Origin of the sequence: Streptomyces sp. 8N114 (assembly GCF_052245835.1) — a bacterium.
In the GTDB taxonomy this organism is placed as follows: domain Bacteria; phylum Actinomycetota; class Actinomycetes; order Streptomycetales; family Streptomycetaceae; genus Streptomyces.
On the sequence record NZ_JBQQBT010000005.1, the window covers coordinates 388565 to 403761 of the forward strand.

A 15197-nucleotide genomic window follows, 5' to 3' on the forward strand; every position below is an offset into this window, starting at 1 on the left:
CATGCACCACGTGAGAACGATCACTGACAGCGCGTACAACCCCGCGGGATCAGCGCCGCCACGCCCCTCGCTTCGCGGCGCGACCGTCCCGCCCGGTACGCTCACCGCCGTGCCACAAGCTGATCAGACCTCCACCGAGTCCTTCCCCGGGCCGCCCCGCCCCGCGCGGGTCGTACCCGTCCCGCTCGCGGAGCTGGCCCGACTGCTGGATGCCGACGAGCCCGGCGCTCCGGCGTCCGGCTCCACCGGTGCACCGGAAGGCGATGCCGGACGGGACACCGCGGCGTCCGTCACCGGGATCACCCACGACTCGCGTGCCGTGCGCCCCGGCGACATCTACGCCGCGCTGCCCGGCGCCCGGCTGCACGGTGCGGACTTCGTGGAGCAGGCGCAGAGCCTGGGCGCCGTCGCCGTACTGACCGACCCGGGCGGCACGGAGCGCGCCGCGGCCACCGGGCTGCCGGTGCTGACCGTGCCCGACCCGCGCGGCCGGATGGGACAGCTGGCCGCCACCATTTACGGGACCCCCGGCGAGGACCTGCTCCAGATCGGCATCACCGGCACCTCCGGCAAGACGACGACCGCCTATCTGGTGGACGGCGGGCTGCGGAAGGCCGCGGAGAAGGACGGGGGGCTGACCGGGCTGATCGGCACCGTCGAGTCGCGGATCGGTGACGAGCGGATCAAGTCCGAGCGGACCACGCCGGAAGCCACCGACCTCCAGGCGCTCTTCGCGGTGATGCGCGAGCGCGGCGTCAGCTCGGTGACGATGGAGGTCTCCAGCCACGCACTGGTCCTCGGCCGGGTCGACGGCTGTGTCTTCGACGTCGCGGTGTTCAACAACCTCAGCCCCGAACACCTCGACTTCCACCCCGACATGGAGGACTACTTCCAGGCCAAGCGGCAGCTCTTCACCCCGGAGCGCTCGCGGGCCGCAGTGGTCAACTTCGATGACGAGTACGGCTTCCGGCTGCTGGGCGAGCTGACGGAAGAAGGTTTCCCCGTCACCAGCTTCTCCGCCGAGGGCCACCCCGACGCGGACTGGCGAGCCGAGGACGTGGAGGTCGGCCCGCTGGGCTCGACGTTCACGGCCGTGGGACCCGGCGGCCGGGAAGTGCTCGCCAGCGCTCCGATCGCCGGGCCCTTCAACGTCGCCAACGCGCTGGCCGCGCTCACCGCGCTGGTCGCCGCCGGCCTCGACCCGGACACGGCGGCCGAGGGCATCGGCGCGGTCCCCGGCGTCCCCGGTCGGCTGCAGCGGGTGGACGCGGGGCAGGACTACCTCGCCATCGTCGACTACGCGCACAAACCGGACGCCGTGGAGTCCGTGCTCTACGCCGTCCGCAAGGTCACCGAGGGCTCCGTGCACGCGGTCCTGGGCTGCGGCGGCGACCGCGACCCGCACAAGCGCCCCGCCATGGGCGCCGCGCTCGCCCGACTGTCCGACACGGCGGTGCTCACCTCGGACAACCCGCGCTCCGAGGACCCCCTCGCGATCCTCGCCACCATGCTCGGCGGCGCCGCCGAGGTCCCGACCCATGAGCGCGGCACCGTGCTCCTGGAGGAGGACCGGGCCGCCGCCATCCGGGCCGCCGTCGCCCGCGCCGAACCCGGCGACACCGTCCTCGTCCTGGGCAAGGGCCACGAGCAGGGCCAGGACATCGCCGGCGTGGTGCGCCCCTTCGACGACGTCCAGGTCCTGTACGACGCCATCCGCGCCCGGGCCGCCGAGCACCCCGCGGCCGGCAACACGCACCCCCAGGCTTCCTCCGCGGCCGCCGCACCGGCGGCACCCGCCCCTTCGTCTCCCTCCTGCTCCTCCAGCTCTTCCGCCCCCCTCTCCACGAATCACCGGACAGACAACCAGAACCGATGATCCCCCTCTCCCTCGCAGAGATCGCCGCCCTCACCGGCGGACGGCAGCACGACATAACCGACCCGGAAGCGCGGATCACCGGGCCGGTGGTGATCGACTCCCGGGAGGCGGGCCCCGGCACGCTCTTCGCGGCGTTCGCCGGTGAGCGTGCCGACGGCCACGATTTCGCCGCCTCCGCCGTCGCCTCCGGTGCCGTCGCCGTGCTCGCCACCCGTCCCGTCGGCGCCCCGGCGATCGTCGTCGACGACGTCCCCCGCGCCCTGGGCGCCCTGGCCCGGCACACCGTGCGAAAGCTCGGCACCCAGGTCGTGGCGCTGACCGGGTCCAGCGGCAAGACCAGCACCAAGGACCTCATCGCCCAGCTGCTGGGACGGCTGGGCCCCACGGTGTGGCCGGAAGGCTCGCAGAACAACGAGATCGGCCTGCCCCTGACGGCCCTCCGCGCCGACGAGACCACCCGGCACCTGGTGCTGGAGATGGGCGCCCGCGGCATCGGCCACATCCGCTACCTCACCGAGCTGACACCGCCGCGGATCGGTGTCGTCCTCAACGTCGGCACGGCGCACATCGGCGAGTTCGGCGGCCGTGAGCAGATCGCGCAGGCCAAGGGCGAACTGGTGGAGACGCTGCCGGCGGCGGACGACGGGGGAGTGGCGGTACTCAACGCCGACGACCCGTACGTCCGCGCCATGGCCGCGCGTACCGAGGCCAGGGTGCTGTTCTTCGGCGAGGACCCGGAATCGGACGTACGGGCCGATAACGTGCGTTTGACGGAACGCGGCACACCAGCTTTCACCCTTCACACACCTACCGGGTGCGGCGATGTGACCATGCGCCTGTACGGTGAGCATCACGTGTCGAACGCGCTCGCCGCGGCGGCCGTCGCCCACCAACTGGGCATGCCCGCTGGGGACATCGCCGACGCGCTCTCCTCCGCGAGCACGCTCTCCCGTTGGCGGATGGAGGTCACCGAGCGCGCCGACGGCGTCATGGTCGTCAACGACGCCTACAACGCCAACCCCGACTCCATGCGGGCCGCGCTCCGTGCGCTGTCGGCCATGGGGGAGGCGGCGAAGGCCCGGGGGGGCCGGACCTGGGCGGTGCTGGGCGAGATGGCCGAGCTCGGCGACGAAGCGCTCGCCGAGCACGACGCGATCGGACGGCTCGCCGTCCGGCTCAACGTCAGCAAGCTCGTGGCAGTCGGAGGCCGGGAGGCCGCCTGGCTCGACATGGGTGCCAAGAACGAGGGTTCGTGGGGTGAGGAGTCGGTGCATGTGTCCGGCACTGAGGCGGCCGTCGACCTGCTGCGCGGTCAGCTGCGCGCGGGGGATGTCGTACTGGTGAAGGCTTCCCGGTCGGTGGGCCTGGAGAAGGTTGCGGCCGCCCTCCTCGAGGACGGGACCAGGGAGGGTGAGGGCTCCGCCCGATGACGATGAAGCAGATCCTCTTCTCCGGGGTCATCGGACTCTTCCTGTCCCTGATCGGGACCCCCCTGCTGATCAAGCTGCTCGCCTCGCGCGGCTACGGCCAGTTCATCCGCGACGACGGCCCGCAGAACCACCACAGCAAGCGCGGCACCCCCACCATGGGCGGTATCGCCTTCATCCTGGCGACGCTGCTCGCCTATGTGCTGACCAAGCTCATCACGGGCGAACAGCCCACCTTCTCCGGTGTGCTGGTGCTCTTCCTGTTCGCAGGTATGGGCCTGGTGGGCTTCCTGGACGACTACATCAAGATCGTCAAGCAGCGCAGCCTGGGGCTGCGCGCCAAGGCGAAGATGGCCGGCCAGCTGATCGTCGGTATCGCCTTCGCGCTCCTCGCGCTCAGCTTCGAGGACGCGCGTCAGCTCACGCCCGCCTCCACCAAGCTCTCCTTCACCCAGGACTTCGGCTGGGCCCTGCCGCCCGTGCTGTTCGTGGTCTGGGCGCTGTTCATGATCCTGGCCATGTCCAACGGTGTGAACCTCACCGACGGCCTCGACGGTCTGGCGACCGGCGCCTCGGTGATGGTCTTCGGCGCCTATGTGTTCATCTGCGTATGGGAGTACCAGGAGTCCTGCGCACACATCGCCACCGCAGGACCCGGCTGTTACGAAGTACGAGATCCGCTCGACCTTGCCGTCGTCGCCGCCGCGCTGATGGGCGCCTGCTTCGGCTTCCTGTGGTGGAACACCTCGCCCGCGAAGATCTTCATGGGCGACACCGGCTCCCTCGCCCTCGGCGGGGCGCTGGCGGGGCTGGCCATCTGCTCGCGCACCGAACTGCTGCTGGCGATCCTCGGCGGTCTGTTCGTGCTGATCACCATGTCCGTCGTGATCCAGGTCGGCTCCTTCCGGCTCACCGGGAAGCGGGTCTTCAAGATGGCCCCGCTCCAGCACCACTTCGAGCTGAAGGGGTGGTCCGAGGTCCTTGTGGTGGTCCGGTTCTGGATCATCCAGGGCATGTGCGCCATCGTCGGCGTCGGCATCTTCTACGCGGGCTGGGCGGCGAGCAAGTGACCTCCGACGACAGGGCGAACCGGACGAACCTGACAAAGCTCTCCGAGGAGCTGTCCGGCAAGCACGTCACCGTCGCCGGGCTCGGCGTCAGCGGCATGCCGGCGGCCAAGGTGCTGCACCGTCTGGGAGCCCGCGTCACGGCCGTCAACGGCGGCGACGGCGAGGGCCCCCGCCGCCAGGCCGCCGAACTGGAGGCGCTCGGGGTCACGGTCCGGCTCGGCGACGACCGTACGCTCCCCGAGGGCACCGAGCTGATCGTCACCACCCCCGGATTCAAGCCCGCCAGCCCTCTCTTCCGCGCTGCGGCCGAGGCGGGCGTACCGGTGTGGGGCGATGTGGAGCTGGCCTGGCGGCTGCGCGGCCCCGACGCTCCGCCGTGGCTCGCCGTCACCGGCACCAACGGCAAGACGACCACCGTCCAGATGCTCGCCAGTATTCTGCGCGCGGCGGGGCTGCGGACGGCCGCGGCCGGCAATATCGGCGTCTCCCTCATCGACGTCGTCCTGGAGCAGGAGCCCTTCGGCCACCTCGATGTGCTCGCCGTCGAGCTGTCCAGCTACCAGCTGCACTGGGCCCCGAGCCTGCGCCCGCACTCCGCCGCCGTGCTCAACCTCGCCCCCGACCACCTCGACTGGCACGGCTCGATGGAGGCGTACGCCGCCGCCAAGGGCCGGATCTACGAGGGCAACCAGGTCGCCTGCGTCTACAACGCCGACGACGTGGCTGACAACAGCAAGCCCCGTACCGAGGACCTGGTGCGGGCCGCCGATGTGGTCGAGGGCTGCCGCGCCATCGGTTTCACCCTCGGCACCCCGGCGCCCTCCCAACTCGGCGTGGTCGAAGGCGTGCTGGTCGACCGGGCCTTCGTCCCCGACCGGCAGCAGCAGGCGCAGGAACTCGCCGAGACCGGCGACATCAATCCCCCGGCGCCGCACAACATCGCCAACGCCCTCGCCGCAGCGGCCCTCGCCCGCGCCTTCGGCGTACCGCCCGCAGCCGTACGCGACGGACTGCGCGCCTTCAGCCCGGACGCCCATCGCATCACCCACGTCGCCGAGGTGGGCGGCGTTTCCTACGTCGACGACTCCAAGGCCACCAACACCCACGCGGCCGAGGCGTCACTGGCCGCCTACGAGTCGATCGTGTGGATCGCGGGCGGACTGGCCAAGGGCGCGACGTTCGACGAACTGGTCGCCAAATCCGCACCCCGGCTGCGCGGCGTCGTACTGCTGGGCGCCGACCGGCAGCTGATCGGCGAAGCGCTGGCGCGACACGCGCCCGATGTTCCCGTGGCCGACCTCGAACGCACGGACACTGGGGCGATGGCGGAGGCCGTCCGCCGAGCGACGTCGCTGGCGCGGCCCGGCGATACCGTACTTCTGGCCCCCGCGTGCGCCTCGATGGACATGTTCGTCAACTACAACGCGCGCGGCGACGCGTTCGCCGAGGCGGTCAGGGCCCTCGCCGCCGCCGAAGGTCACAGCACCGCCGCAGGCCACAGCGAGCACTGACCCCGCTCCCCGCCAGCCGAGGACGCGGGCGAGACGGAGGGGATACGGATGACGGCGCGATCCGCCAAACCGCCCACGCCCCGGCGCGCGAGCCGCCAACCCGCGCCAGTGCGTCCGCCGAGGCACCCCGGCACACCTCCGGGCACCTCGGGACCGCAACGGCTCTACGCCCGCGCCAAGCGGGCCTGGGACCGTCCGCTCACGGCGTACTACCTGATTTTTGGCGGCAGTCTCCTCATCACCGTCCTCGGCCTGGTGATGGTCTTCTCCGCCTCGCAGATCCAGGCCCTCCAGTCCGGACTGGCCTCCACCTACTTTTTCCGCAAGCAGTTGGTGGCCGCGGCGCTCGGCACGGTGCTGCTGCTGGCCGCCTCCCGGATGCCGGTCCGGCTGCACCGGGCGCTGGCCTATCCGCTGCTCCTCGTCTCCGTCTTCCTGATGATCCTGGTGCAGGTGCCCGGGGTGGGGCAGGAGGTGAACGGCAACCAGAACTGGATCTATCTGGGCGGCCCGTTCCAGCTCCAGCCCAGCGAGTTCGCCAAGCTGGCCCTCGTCCTGTGGGGCGCCGACCTGCTCGCGCGCAAGGGCGAGCGGAAGATGCTCACCCAGTGGAAGCACCTGCTGGTGCCGCTGGTGCCCGGGGCGCTGCTGCTGCTCGCGCTCATCATGCTCGGCGGCGACATGGGCACCGCGCTCATCCTCGCCGCCGTGCTGTTCGGACTGCTGTGGCTGGCGGGCGCGCCGACCCGGCTGTTCACCGGCGTACTCGTGGCCGGGCTCACCGCCGCCGCGCTGCTGGTCACTTCCAGCCCCAACCGGATGTCCCGGCTCGGCTGCATCGGTGCCACCGATCCCGGGCCCGACGACCAGTGCTGGCAGGCCGTCCACGGAATCTATGCGCTGGCCTCCGGCGGATGGTTCGGATCCGGACTGGGGGCGAGTGTGGAAAAATGGGGGCAACTCCCCGAACCCCATACCGACTTCATCTTCGCCGTGACCGGGGAGGAACTCGGACTGGCGGGGACGCTGTCGGTACTCGCCCTCTTCGCGGCTCTAGGCTATGCGGGTATCCGCGTGGCCGGACGCACGGAGGAACCCTTCGTCAGGTATGCCGCGGGAGGAGTGACGACGTGGATCATCGCGCAGGCGGTGATCAACGTGGGTGCGGTGCTCGGTCTGCTGCCCATCGCCGGAGTCCCTCTTCCGCTGTTCTCCTATGGTGGGTCCGCCCTGCTGCCGACGATGTTCGCTGTCGGACTGCTGATCGCCTTCGCGCGCAGCGACCCGGCAGCACGCGCTGCCCTGGCCGTGCGGCAGCCCGCCCTGTGGCAGCGCACGTCTCGGGGAGGGCTGGCAGGGGTGCTGCGCTCGCGGAGCACCCCCGGCCGGAAGAGAGAGAAGACGATGAGACGGCGCGCCGGAAGGCCGCCGTCCGGAGAGCGGTGAAACAGCGTGCACGTCGTACTCGCCGGTGGGGGGACCGCCGGCCATATCGAGCCCGCGCTCGCCCTCGCGGACGCCCTGCGCAGGCAGGACCCGACCGTGGGGATCACGGCCCTCGGTACCGAGCGCGGCCTGGAAACGCGGCTCGTGCCGGAGCGCGGTTACCAACTCGAGCTGATTCCGGCCGTTCCGCTGCCGCGTAAACCCACGCCTGAGCTGATCACCGTGCCCGGGCGGCTGCGCGGCACCATCAAGGCCGCCGAGCAGATCCTGGAGCGCACCAAGGCCGACTGCGTCGTGGGCTTCGGCGGCTATGTGGCGCTGCCCGGCTATCTGGCCGCCAAGCGCGCCGGTGTGCCGATCGTCGTGCACGAGGCCAACGCCCGCCCTGGGCTCGCCAACAAGATCGGCTCCCGTTACGCGCACGGGGTCGCCGTCTCCACGCCCGACAGCAAGCTGCGCGGCGCCCGCTACGTCGGTATCCCGCTGCGCCGCTCCATCGCGACCCTCGACCGCGCCGCCGTACGGCCCGAGGCGCGCGCCTCGTTCGGGCTGTCTCCCAACCTGCCGACGCTGCTGGTCTCCGGCGGCTCGCAGGGCGCCCGCCGGCTCAACGAGGTCGTCCAGCAGGTCGTTCCGCACCTCCAGCGCGCCGGCATCCAGGTCCTGCACGCGGTCGGCCCCAAGAACGAGCTCCCCCACGCGGACCAGATGCCCGGAATGCCGCCCTATGTGCCGGTACCGTATGTGGACCGGATGGACCTCGCGTACGCCGCGGCCGACATGATGCTCTGCCGCGCGGGCGCGATGACCGTAGCGGAGCTGTCGGCCGTCGGGCTGCCCGCCGCCTACGTCCCGCTGCCGATCGGCAACGGCGAACAGCGGCTCAACGCCCAGCCGGTCGTCAAGGCGGGGGGCGGACTCCTCGTCGACGACGCGGAGCTGACGCCGGAGTGGATCCAGGGCAATGTGCTCCCGGTCCTCGCCGACCCGCAGCGCCTCACCGCCATGTCGCGCGCGGCAGCCGAGTTCGGCCGTCCGGACGCCGATGAACTGCTTGTCGGCATGGTGTACGAGGCGATCGCCGCGCGCCGCCAGGGCTGATACGGCGCGGCGCGGAAGCGGCGGCTCACAGAAAGCAGGGTGGTCCTTGTGGTCCGAGCTGCCAAAGCCGTCAAGGCGACCAAGAAGCCGAAGGCGTCCAAGATGCCCAAGGCGTCCAGGGAGTCCGAGGTATCCGACGAGGCGGGTGCCCCGCGCCCGCGGGGCCGGGGCGCCGAACAGCGCGGGCGCCCCGGCCCCGGCATCGGCGCCCGCTCCGGGACCGGCGACCACGACCGGGAGAATCCGCCGCGCCCGGCAGGGCTCAGGACGCGACTGCGGTGGCGGCGCATCCTGGTCCTGCTGCTCGCCCTCGCCGTTCCACTGGGCGGCTTCGGCAGTTGGGTCCTGTACGGCTCACCGTGGCTGCGCGTCGAGAGCGTCTCCGTCACCGGCACCCGGGCGCTGAGCGACTCCGCGGTCTCCCGCGCAGCGGAGGTCCCCACCGGCGCGCCGCTCATCACCGTCGACAAGGCGGCCGTGCAGCGACGCGTACGCCAGGCGCTGCCGCGCGTGCGGGAGGTGACGGCCGAACGGTCCTGGCCGCACGGCGTCACGCTCACCGTGACCGAAAGACGCCCGGAACTGCTTCTGGAGAGCGCCGGTAAATACCGGGAAGTGGACTCCGAAGGCGTGCGATTCGCCACAGTCGGCAAACCGCCGAAAGGCGTTCCGCTTCTCGTGCTGGAACCGAAGGAACCGGAGGGCGAGCGGTACTTCTCAGCGGCGCGGCTACGGCGTGAAGCGGCACGGGTCACGCACTCGCTCCCCGATTCCGTCCACCGCGCTGTCCGCACCGTAACGGTCCGCTCCTACGACGACATCTCTCTGGAGCTGACGGAGGGTCGCACGGTGCGGTGGGGAAGCGCGGAGCTCGGCGCGGCGAAGGCCAAGGCGCTGGCGGCCCTGATGAAAGCCGCCAAGAACGCCACCCATTTCGACGTCACAGCGCCCAGCGCCCCCGCCGCCTCGGACAGTTGACTGCCCCCGGCGCAAATTCGTGCTGGGGGAGGGGGTGCCTCTGCCTGATGTCCGCAGACTGCGGGTGCTCCCCCAAGCTGCTTCGAGCAGGGAGGGACCCCCATGGCCGGGCGCGCAGTTCCCAGCGCCCCTTCGTGGGCGCAGCCCCGTTCCGGGTATGTGAGATGCGCCGGGCAAGCCGTAACCCCCGTACCTCCAGCCGGGTTCGGCGAACGGTTGGACTCCGCCGCTCCGTGGCCGTGTCAGTTGACCCGAGCTGCCACACATGATCAGGCTGATGTCCTCACCGGGAGCCACTCGTCCCAGTTGACGCGTATTGCTGCTGGTGAGCACCCTGGATGGCTACTGCTCGGTCTGATCACATAGGGTGAAAAGAAAAACGGGAGGTTCGGCGTGTTCGTTGAACACCCAGCACTTGTCGACTTAGTGTCCGTTGCGAAGAGTCCAAGTAAGACAGGCACTGGTAACCCTAAACTTCAGACTTAGGGTTCGGGTCGGCGTTCGAACCGCCCCACAGGGATACGTAACTCGAGGCGAGAGGCCTTCGACGTGGCAGCACCGCAGAACTACCTCGCAGTCATCAAGGTCGTCGGTATTGGCGGCGGTGGCGTGAACGCCATCAACCGGATGATCGAGGTCGGTCTCAAGGGCGTCGAGTTCATCGCGATCAACACTGACGCGCAAGCCCTGTTGATGAGCGACGCCGACGTCAAGCTCGATGTGGGCCGCGAGCTGACTCGCGGCCTCGGCGCCGGCGCAAACCCGGACGTCGGCCGCAAGGCCGCCGAGGACCACCGCGAGGAGATCGAGGAGGTCCTCAAGGGGGCCGACATGGTCTTCGTGACCGCGGGCGAGGGCGGCGGCACCGGCACCGGTGGCGCGCCCGTCGTGGCGAACATCGCCCGCTCGCTCGGCGCCCTCACCATCGGTGTCGTCACCCGTCCCTTCACCTTCGAGGGCCGTCGCCGGGCCAACCAGGCCGAGGACGGTATCGCGGGGCTGCGCGACGAGGTCGACACCCTGATCGTCATTCCGAACGACCGGCTGCTGTCCATCTCGGACCGTCAGGTCAGTGTGCTGGACGCCTTCAAGTCGGCGGACCAGGTGCTGCTCTCCGGTGTCCAGGGCATCACCGACCTCATCACCACCCCGGGCCTGATCAACCTCGACTTCGCGGACGTCAAGTCCGTGATGTCCGAGGCCGGGTCGGCGCTCATGGGTATCGGCTCGGCCCGCGGCGACGACCGCGCGGTGGCCGCCGCGGAGATGGCCATCTCCTCGCCGCTGCTGGAGGCGTCCATCGACGGGGCGCGCGGCGTGCTGCTCTCCATCTCCGGCGGCTCGGACCTCGGTCTGTTCGAGATCAACGAGGCCGCCCAGTTGGTGAGCGAGGCGGCCCATCCCGAGGCGAACATCATCTTCGGCGCCGTCATCGACGACGCGCTCGGCGACGAGGTGCGGGTCACCGTCATCGCCGCCGGGTTCGACGGCGGACAGCCGCCCTCCAAGAAGGGGGAGAAGGCGCTCGGCCAGTCGTCGTCCGCCGCCTCCTCCTCGTCCTCGTACAAGGACGAGCCGTCCGCCACCTCCGCGGACCCGGAGCCCGACCGCCCCTCGTTCAGCGGTCTCGGCTCGGTCGCCCCGCCGCGCGAGGATGAGGCCCCGCCCCGCCCGGAGCCCGCGCCGGTGAGCGAGGTGCCGCCTCCGGCCGCCACCCCGCAGGTGCCGCCGGCCCGCCCGTACCACGACAGTCAGGCGGAAGAGCTGGATGTGCCGGACTTCCTGAAGTGATAGCTGCGCAAGAGACGGTCAGCGGCGCGCACTTCGCTTTCACCGACAGGTGGGGCGGGGTGAGCGCCGCTCCGTATGAGGAGCTCAATCTCGGCGGCGCGGTCGGTGACGACCCCGAGGCTGTACGGACCAACCGGGAGCGGGCCGCGCGGGTGCTCGGACTGTCGCCCGACGAGGTGGTCTGGATGCATCAGGTGCACGGGCGCGACGTCGCCGTCGTGGACCGCCCGTTCGGTGCGGACGCGCCGCCCGTGGACGGGGTGGTGACGGCGCGCCGGGGGCTCGCGCTCGCGGTGCTGACCGCGGACTGCACTCCGGTGCTGCTGGCCGACCCGGTCGCTGGAGTCGCGGGCGCGGCGCACGCGGGGCGGCCCGGCGTACTGGCGGGTGTGGTGGGTGCGACGGTCGAGGCGATGGCCGAGCTCGGCGCGCAGCCGGGACGCATCGTCGCCCGCACCGGTCCCGCTGTCTGCGGCCGATGCTACGAGGTGCCCGACGAGATGCGTGCCGAGCTCGCGGCGGCCGTCCCCGAGACGTACGCGACGACCCGGCAGGGAACGCCCGCCGTCGACATGGCCGCCGGGGTACGGGCGCAGCTCGCCCGGGCAGGGGTCACCCGGTGCGAACAGTCTTCCGTATGCACGCTGGAGTCCGCTGATCATTTCTCGTACCGCCGGGACAAGACGACGGGAAGGCTTGCGAGTTATGTCTGGATCGAGGCGAGCTGAGAAGTGACGGCAGAGATGTTCCCTGAGCCTCCGGAGTCCTCGGTGTCCGGTGAGCCCAGCGTGTCCGCAGAGTCCGCTGCTGCGCCCTCTGGGGCTTCTGGGCGGTCTGGGGCTCCAGAGTCCCAGGAGTCGCCAGAATCCGCTGAGACGGCGCGCAGGGCCGAGCTGGCCGCGAATCTCGCCCGGGTGGAGGAGCGCATCGCAGGCGCTTGTTTCGCGGCGGGGCGTAAGCGCGAGGACGTCACTCTTATCGTCGTCACCAAGACCTATCCCGCCAGTGATGCGCGGCTGCTGGCCGAGCTGGGGGTCCGGGAGGTCGCGGAGAACCGCGACCAGGAAGCCGCGCCGAAGGCGGCCGCATGTGCGGACACCGGGCTCAGCTGGCACTTCGTCGGCCAGTTGCAGACCAACAAGGCGCGGTCCGTTGCCGGTTATGCCGACCATGTCCACTCCGTGGACCGTGCCCGGCTCGTCACCGCGCTCTCCAACGCCGCCGTGCGCACGGAGCGAGAGATCGGATGTCTGATCCAGGTCGCCTTTGACGCCGAGTCAGGCTCGGTGGGGGAGCGCGGCGGTGTGGCACCCGACGGTGTGACGGATCTCGCGGAGACGGTGGCAGCTGCCCAAGGTCTGCGGCTCGACGGAGTGATGACCGTCGCACCGCTGACCGGACCGCTGGTCGGGCGGCCGCGGGCGGCTTTCGACCGGCTGTGGGAAATCTCAACCGCCCTGCGAGCGGCGCATCCTGCTGCAACGATGGTGTCGGCGGGAATGAGTTCGGATCTCGAAGAGGCGGTGCTTGCCGGTGCGACACATGTGCGCGTCGGCAGTGCGGTACTCGGAGACCGACCCCGGCTCCGGTAACGTCGCGAAGCGAGTTGGGCCACAGCAGAATATATGGTCATTTCCGCCGGAAAAGGCCGGTCGGAGAGGCTGCGTGGATCATCCCAGGGCCACCGGTTGACGGGGGCGGAGTCGATCCACCACAGAGCGGAGGACGCAGAGAATGGCCGGCGCGATGCGCAAGATGGCGGTCTACCTCGGCCTCGTGGAGGACGATGGGTACGACGGCCGGGGATTCGACCCTGACGACGAGTTCGAGCCCGAGCCCGAGCCCGAACGTGACCGTCGGCGGTACGAGTCGGAACAATCACACCATTCCCTCCAAAAGACCGAACCCGAGGAGCCGGTGAGGGTTGCTCACCCTCCGGCGCAGCGGGAACGGGAGCCGGAGTCGCCCCCTCCGGTTGCCGCAGAAAGCGGACGAGCCGGGAGAATTGCTCCGGTGTCATCCATCACACCTGAACGCCAGAATGTCGAGAAGAGTGCCCCGGTGATCATGCCCAAGGTCGTGTCCGAACGTGAGCCGTACCGGATCACCACGTTGCACCCTCGGACCTACAACGAAGCCCGTACCATCGGGGAACACTTCCGTGAGGGCACTCCGGTGATCATGAATCTGACGGAGATGGACGATACCGATGCGAAGCGACTTGTCGACTTTGCGGCTGGTCTGGTCTTCGGTCTGCACGGCAGTATCGAGCGAGTGACGCAGAAGGTGTTCCTGCTGTCTCCTGCTAACGTCGATGTCACGGCGGAGGACAAGGCCCGCATCGCAGAGGGCGGGTTCTTCAACCAGAGCTGAGACGCAGGATCCAGGAACAGGCCGCCAAGGCCGCACGAGAGCCCCAGGGGAGAGGGACGCGCAGATGAGAACCGCACTGGACGTGGTCCAAATTGCGCTGTACTGCTTCCTGCTCGTGCTGATCTTCCGGCTGGTGATGGACTACGTCTTCCAGTTCGCCCGCTCATGGCAACCCGGCAAGGCGATGGTGGTCGTTCTGGAGGCCGCCTACACTGTCACCGATCCGCCACTCAAGCTTTTGCGGCGGTTCATCCCACCGCTGCGCTTCGGGGGCGTGGCGCTCGACCTGTCCTTCTTCGTACTCATGATCATCGTCTACATCCTGATCAACGTCGTGGCCAGGCTGTGAACGATCGGAATGGTCTTGCCGATATGCCGACGACTTACGTTGAGGTGAAGAGATGCCACTGACCCCCGAGGACGTGCGGAACAAGCAGTTCACGACCGTCCGTCTGCGTGAAGGCTATGACGAGGACGAGGTCGATGCCTTCCTCGATGAGGTCGAAGCCGAGCTGACCCGGCTGCTGCGCGAGAACGAGGACCTGCGCGCCAAGCTGGCTGCGGCCACACGCGCGGCCGCGCAGAACCAGCAACAGCAACAGGGCGGCATGCGAAAGCCTCCTGAACCTCAGGACAGGCAGCAGCAGCAAGGCGGGGCCCCCGTGCCCGCCGCCATATCCGGACCGCAGCCCGTCCCGCCCCAGCAGCAGGGCATGGGCGGCCCGCCGCAGCTTCCCGGCGGACAGGCACAGCTCCCCGCGGGCCCCGGCGGCCCCGGTGGACACGGCGGTCCCGGTGGTCCGGGTCCGCAGGGCGGTCCGATGGGTCCCGGTGGCCCCGGCCCGCAGCAGGGCGGTCCCATGGGTCCCGGTGGCCCGCAGGGCGGCCCGCAGATGCCCGGCGGCGGCCAGAACAACGACAGCGCGGCCCGCGTGCTGTCGCTGGCACAGCAGACCGCGGACCAGGCGATCGCGGAGGCCCGTTCCGAGGCCAACAAGATCGTCGGCGAGGCACGCAGCCGCGCCGAGGGTCTGGAGCGGGACGCGCGCGCCAAGGCCGATGCGCTGGAGCGGGACGCGCAGGAGAAGCACCGCGTGGCCATGGGCTCTCTGGAGTCCGCCCGCGCCACGCTGGAGCGCAAGGTCGAGGACCTGCGCGGCTTCGAGCGCGAGTACCGCACGCGGCTGAAGTCGTACCTGGAGAGCCAGCTGCGGCAGCTGGAGAACCAGGCCGACGACTCGCTCGCGCCGCCGCGGACGCCGGCGACCGCGTCGCTGCCCGCGCCCACGCCGTCGATGGCGTCGGCCGGGGCCGGTGCCCCCGCCGGAGCGGCCACCAGCGGTGGCGGCTCCATGGGCGGGCACCAGTCGATGGGCGGCAACGGACACTCCATGGGCGGCCACGGTGGTGGCCCCGGCGGTGGACCGCACACCCAGGGCGGTGCCGGGCAGTCCTACGGCGGGCAGCAGCAGATGTCGCCTGCCATGACGCAGCCGATGGCGCCGGTGCGGCCGCAGGGTGGGCCGCAGGCGGCCCAGCAGGCGCCCTCACCGATGCGGGGCTTCCTCATCGACGAGGACGAAAGCTGACGCCGGTGTCGGTGCGCTGAGCGCCCATTGTTGAC

Annotated in this window: 13 protein-coding genes; all 13 read left to right on the top strand. The window is 70.5% G+C overall.

What is annotated here, in order from left to right; all coding sequences use genetic code 11:
• Window position 1: 1 nt before the first annotated feature.
• The 13 genes from ACTWQF_RS14590 (at window position 2) to ACTWQF_RS14650 (ending at window position 15162) form a co-directional block, all read left to right on the top strand.
• Window positions 2-1876, top strand: coding sequence for a UDP-N-acetylmuramoyl-L-alanyl-D-glutamate--2,6-diaminopimelate ligase (locus ACTWQF_RS14590; protein ID WP_443279779.1), 1875 nt, complete (start codon window positions 2-4; stop codon window positions 1874-1876).
• Window positions 1873-3306 (top strand): UDP-N-acetylmuramoyl-tripeptide--D-alanyl-D-alanine ligase, encoded by a 1434-nt coding sequence (locus ACTWQF_RS14595; protein ID WP_443279780.1) that lies wholly within the window; start codon window positions 1873-1875, stop codon window positions 3304-3306. Before ACTWQF_RS14590 ends, ACTWQF_RS14595 begins: the two co-directional genes overlap by 4 nt.
• Window positions 3307-3308: 2 nt before the next feature.
• Window positions 3309-4373, top strand: a complete 1065-nt coding sequence (mraY, locus tag ACTWQF_RS14600; RefSeq protein ID WP_433108750.1) for a phospho-N-acetylmuramoyl-pentapeptide-transferase — start codon at window positions 3309-3311, stop codon at window positions 4371-4373.
• A gap of 95 nt (window positions 4374-4468) precedes the next feature.
• Window positions 4469-5884 carry a UDP-N-acetylmuramoyl-L-alanine--D-glutamate ligase gene (gene murD, locus ACTWQF_RS14605; RefSeq protein WP_443279853.1) on the top strand — a complete coding sequence of 472 codons (1416 nt, stop codon included), beginning with the start codon at window positions 4469-4471 and terminating at the stop codon, window positions 5882-5884.
• Between the two features lie 48 nt (window positions 5885-5932).
• Window positions 5933-7330, top strand: a complete 1398-nt coding sequence (gene ftsW, locus ACTWQF_RS14610; RefSeq protein WP_443279781.1) for a putative lipid II flippase FtsW — start codon at window positions 5933-5935, stop codon at window positions 7328-7330.
• A gap of 6 nt (window positions 7331-7336) precedes the next feature.
• Entirely contained in the window at window positions 7337-8431 is a 1095-nt protein-coding gene (gene murG / locus ACTWQF_RS14615) for an undecaprenyldiphospho-muramoylpentapeptide beta-N-acetylglucosaminyltransferase (RefSeq protein WP_443279782.1), read from the top strand.
• A 48-nt stretch (window positions 8432-8479) separates the two neighbouring features.
• A complete protein-coding gene (locus ACTWQF_RS14620; protein WP_443279783.1) occupies window positions 8480-9409 on the top strand; it encodes a cell division protein FtsQ/DivIB in 930 nt (309 codons plus the stop codon).
• A 549-nt stretch (window positions 9410-9958) separates the two neighbouring features.
• Window positions 9959-11200, top strand: coding sequence for a cell division protein FtsZ (gene ftsZ, locus ACTWQF_RS14625; protein WP_443279784.1), 1242 nt, complete (start codon window positions 9959-9961; stop codon window positions 11198-11200).
• On the top strand, window positions 11197-11928 hold the full coding sequence (pgeF, locus tag ACTWQF_RS14630; RefSeq protein ID WP_443279785.1) for a peptidoglycan editing factor PgeF: 732 nt from the start codon (window positions 11197-11199) through the stop codon (window positions 11926-11928). Before ftsZ ends, pgeF begins: the two co-directional genes overlap by 4 nt.
• Window positions 11929-12093: 165 nt before the next feature.
• Window positions 12094-12792, top strand: a complete 699-nt coding sequence (locus ACTWQF_RS14635; RefSeq protein WP_443279854.1) for a YggS family pyridoxal phosphate-dependent enzyme — start codon at window positions 12094-12096, stop codon at window positions 12790-12792.
• Between the two features lie 142 nt (window positions 12793-12934).
• Window positions 12935-13573 (top strand): cell division protein SepF, encoded by a 639-nt coding sequence (locus ACTWQF_RS14640; RefSeq protein WP_443279786.1) that lies wholly within the window; start codon window positions 12935-12937, stop codon window positions 13571-13573.
• A 64-nt stretch (window positions 13574-13637) separates the two neighbouring features.
• Entirely contained in the window at window positions 13638-13922 is a 285-nt protein-coding gene (locus ACTWQF_RS14645; RefSeq protein ID WP_173869241.1) for a YggT family protein, read from the top strand.
• Between the two features lie 52 nt (window positions 13923-13974).
• Entirely contained in the window at window positions 13975-15162 is a 1188-nt protein-coding gene (locus ACTWQF_RS14650) for a DivIVA domain-containing protein (RefSeq protein WP_443279787.1), read from the top strand.
• The last annotated feature ends 35 nt before the right edge of the window (window positions 15163-15197 follow it).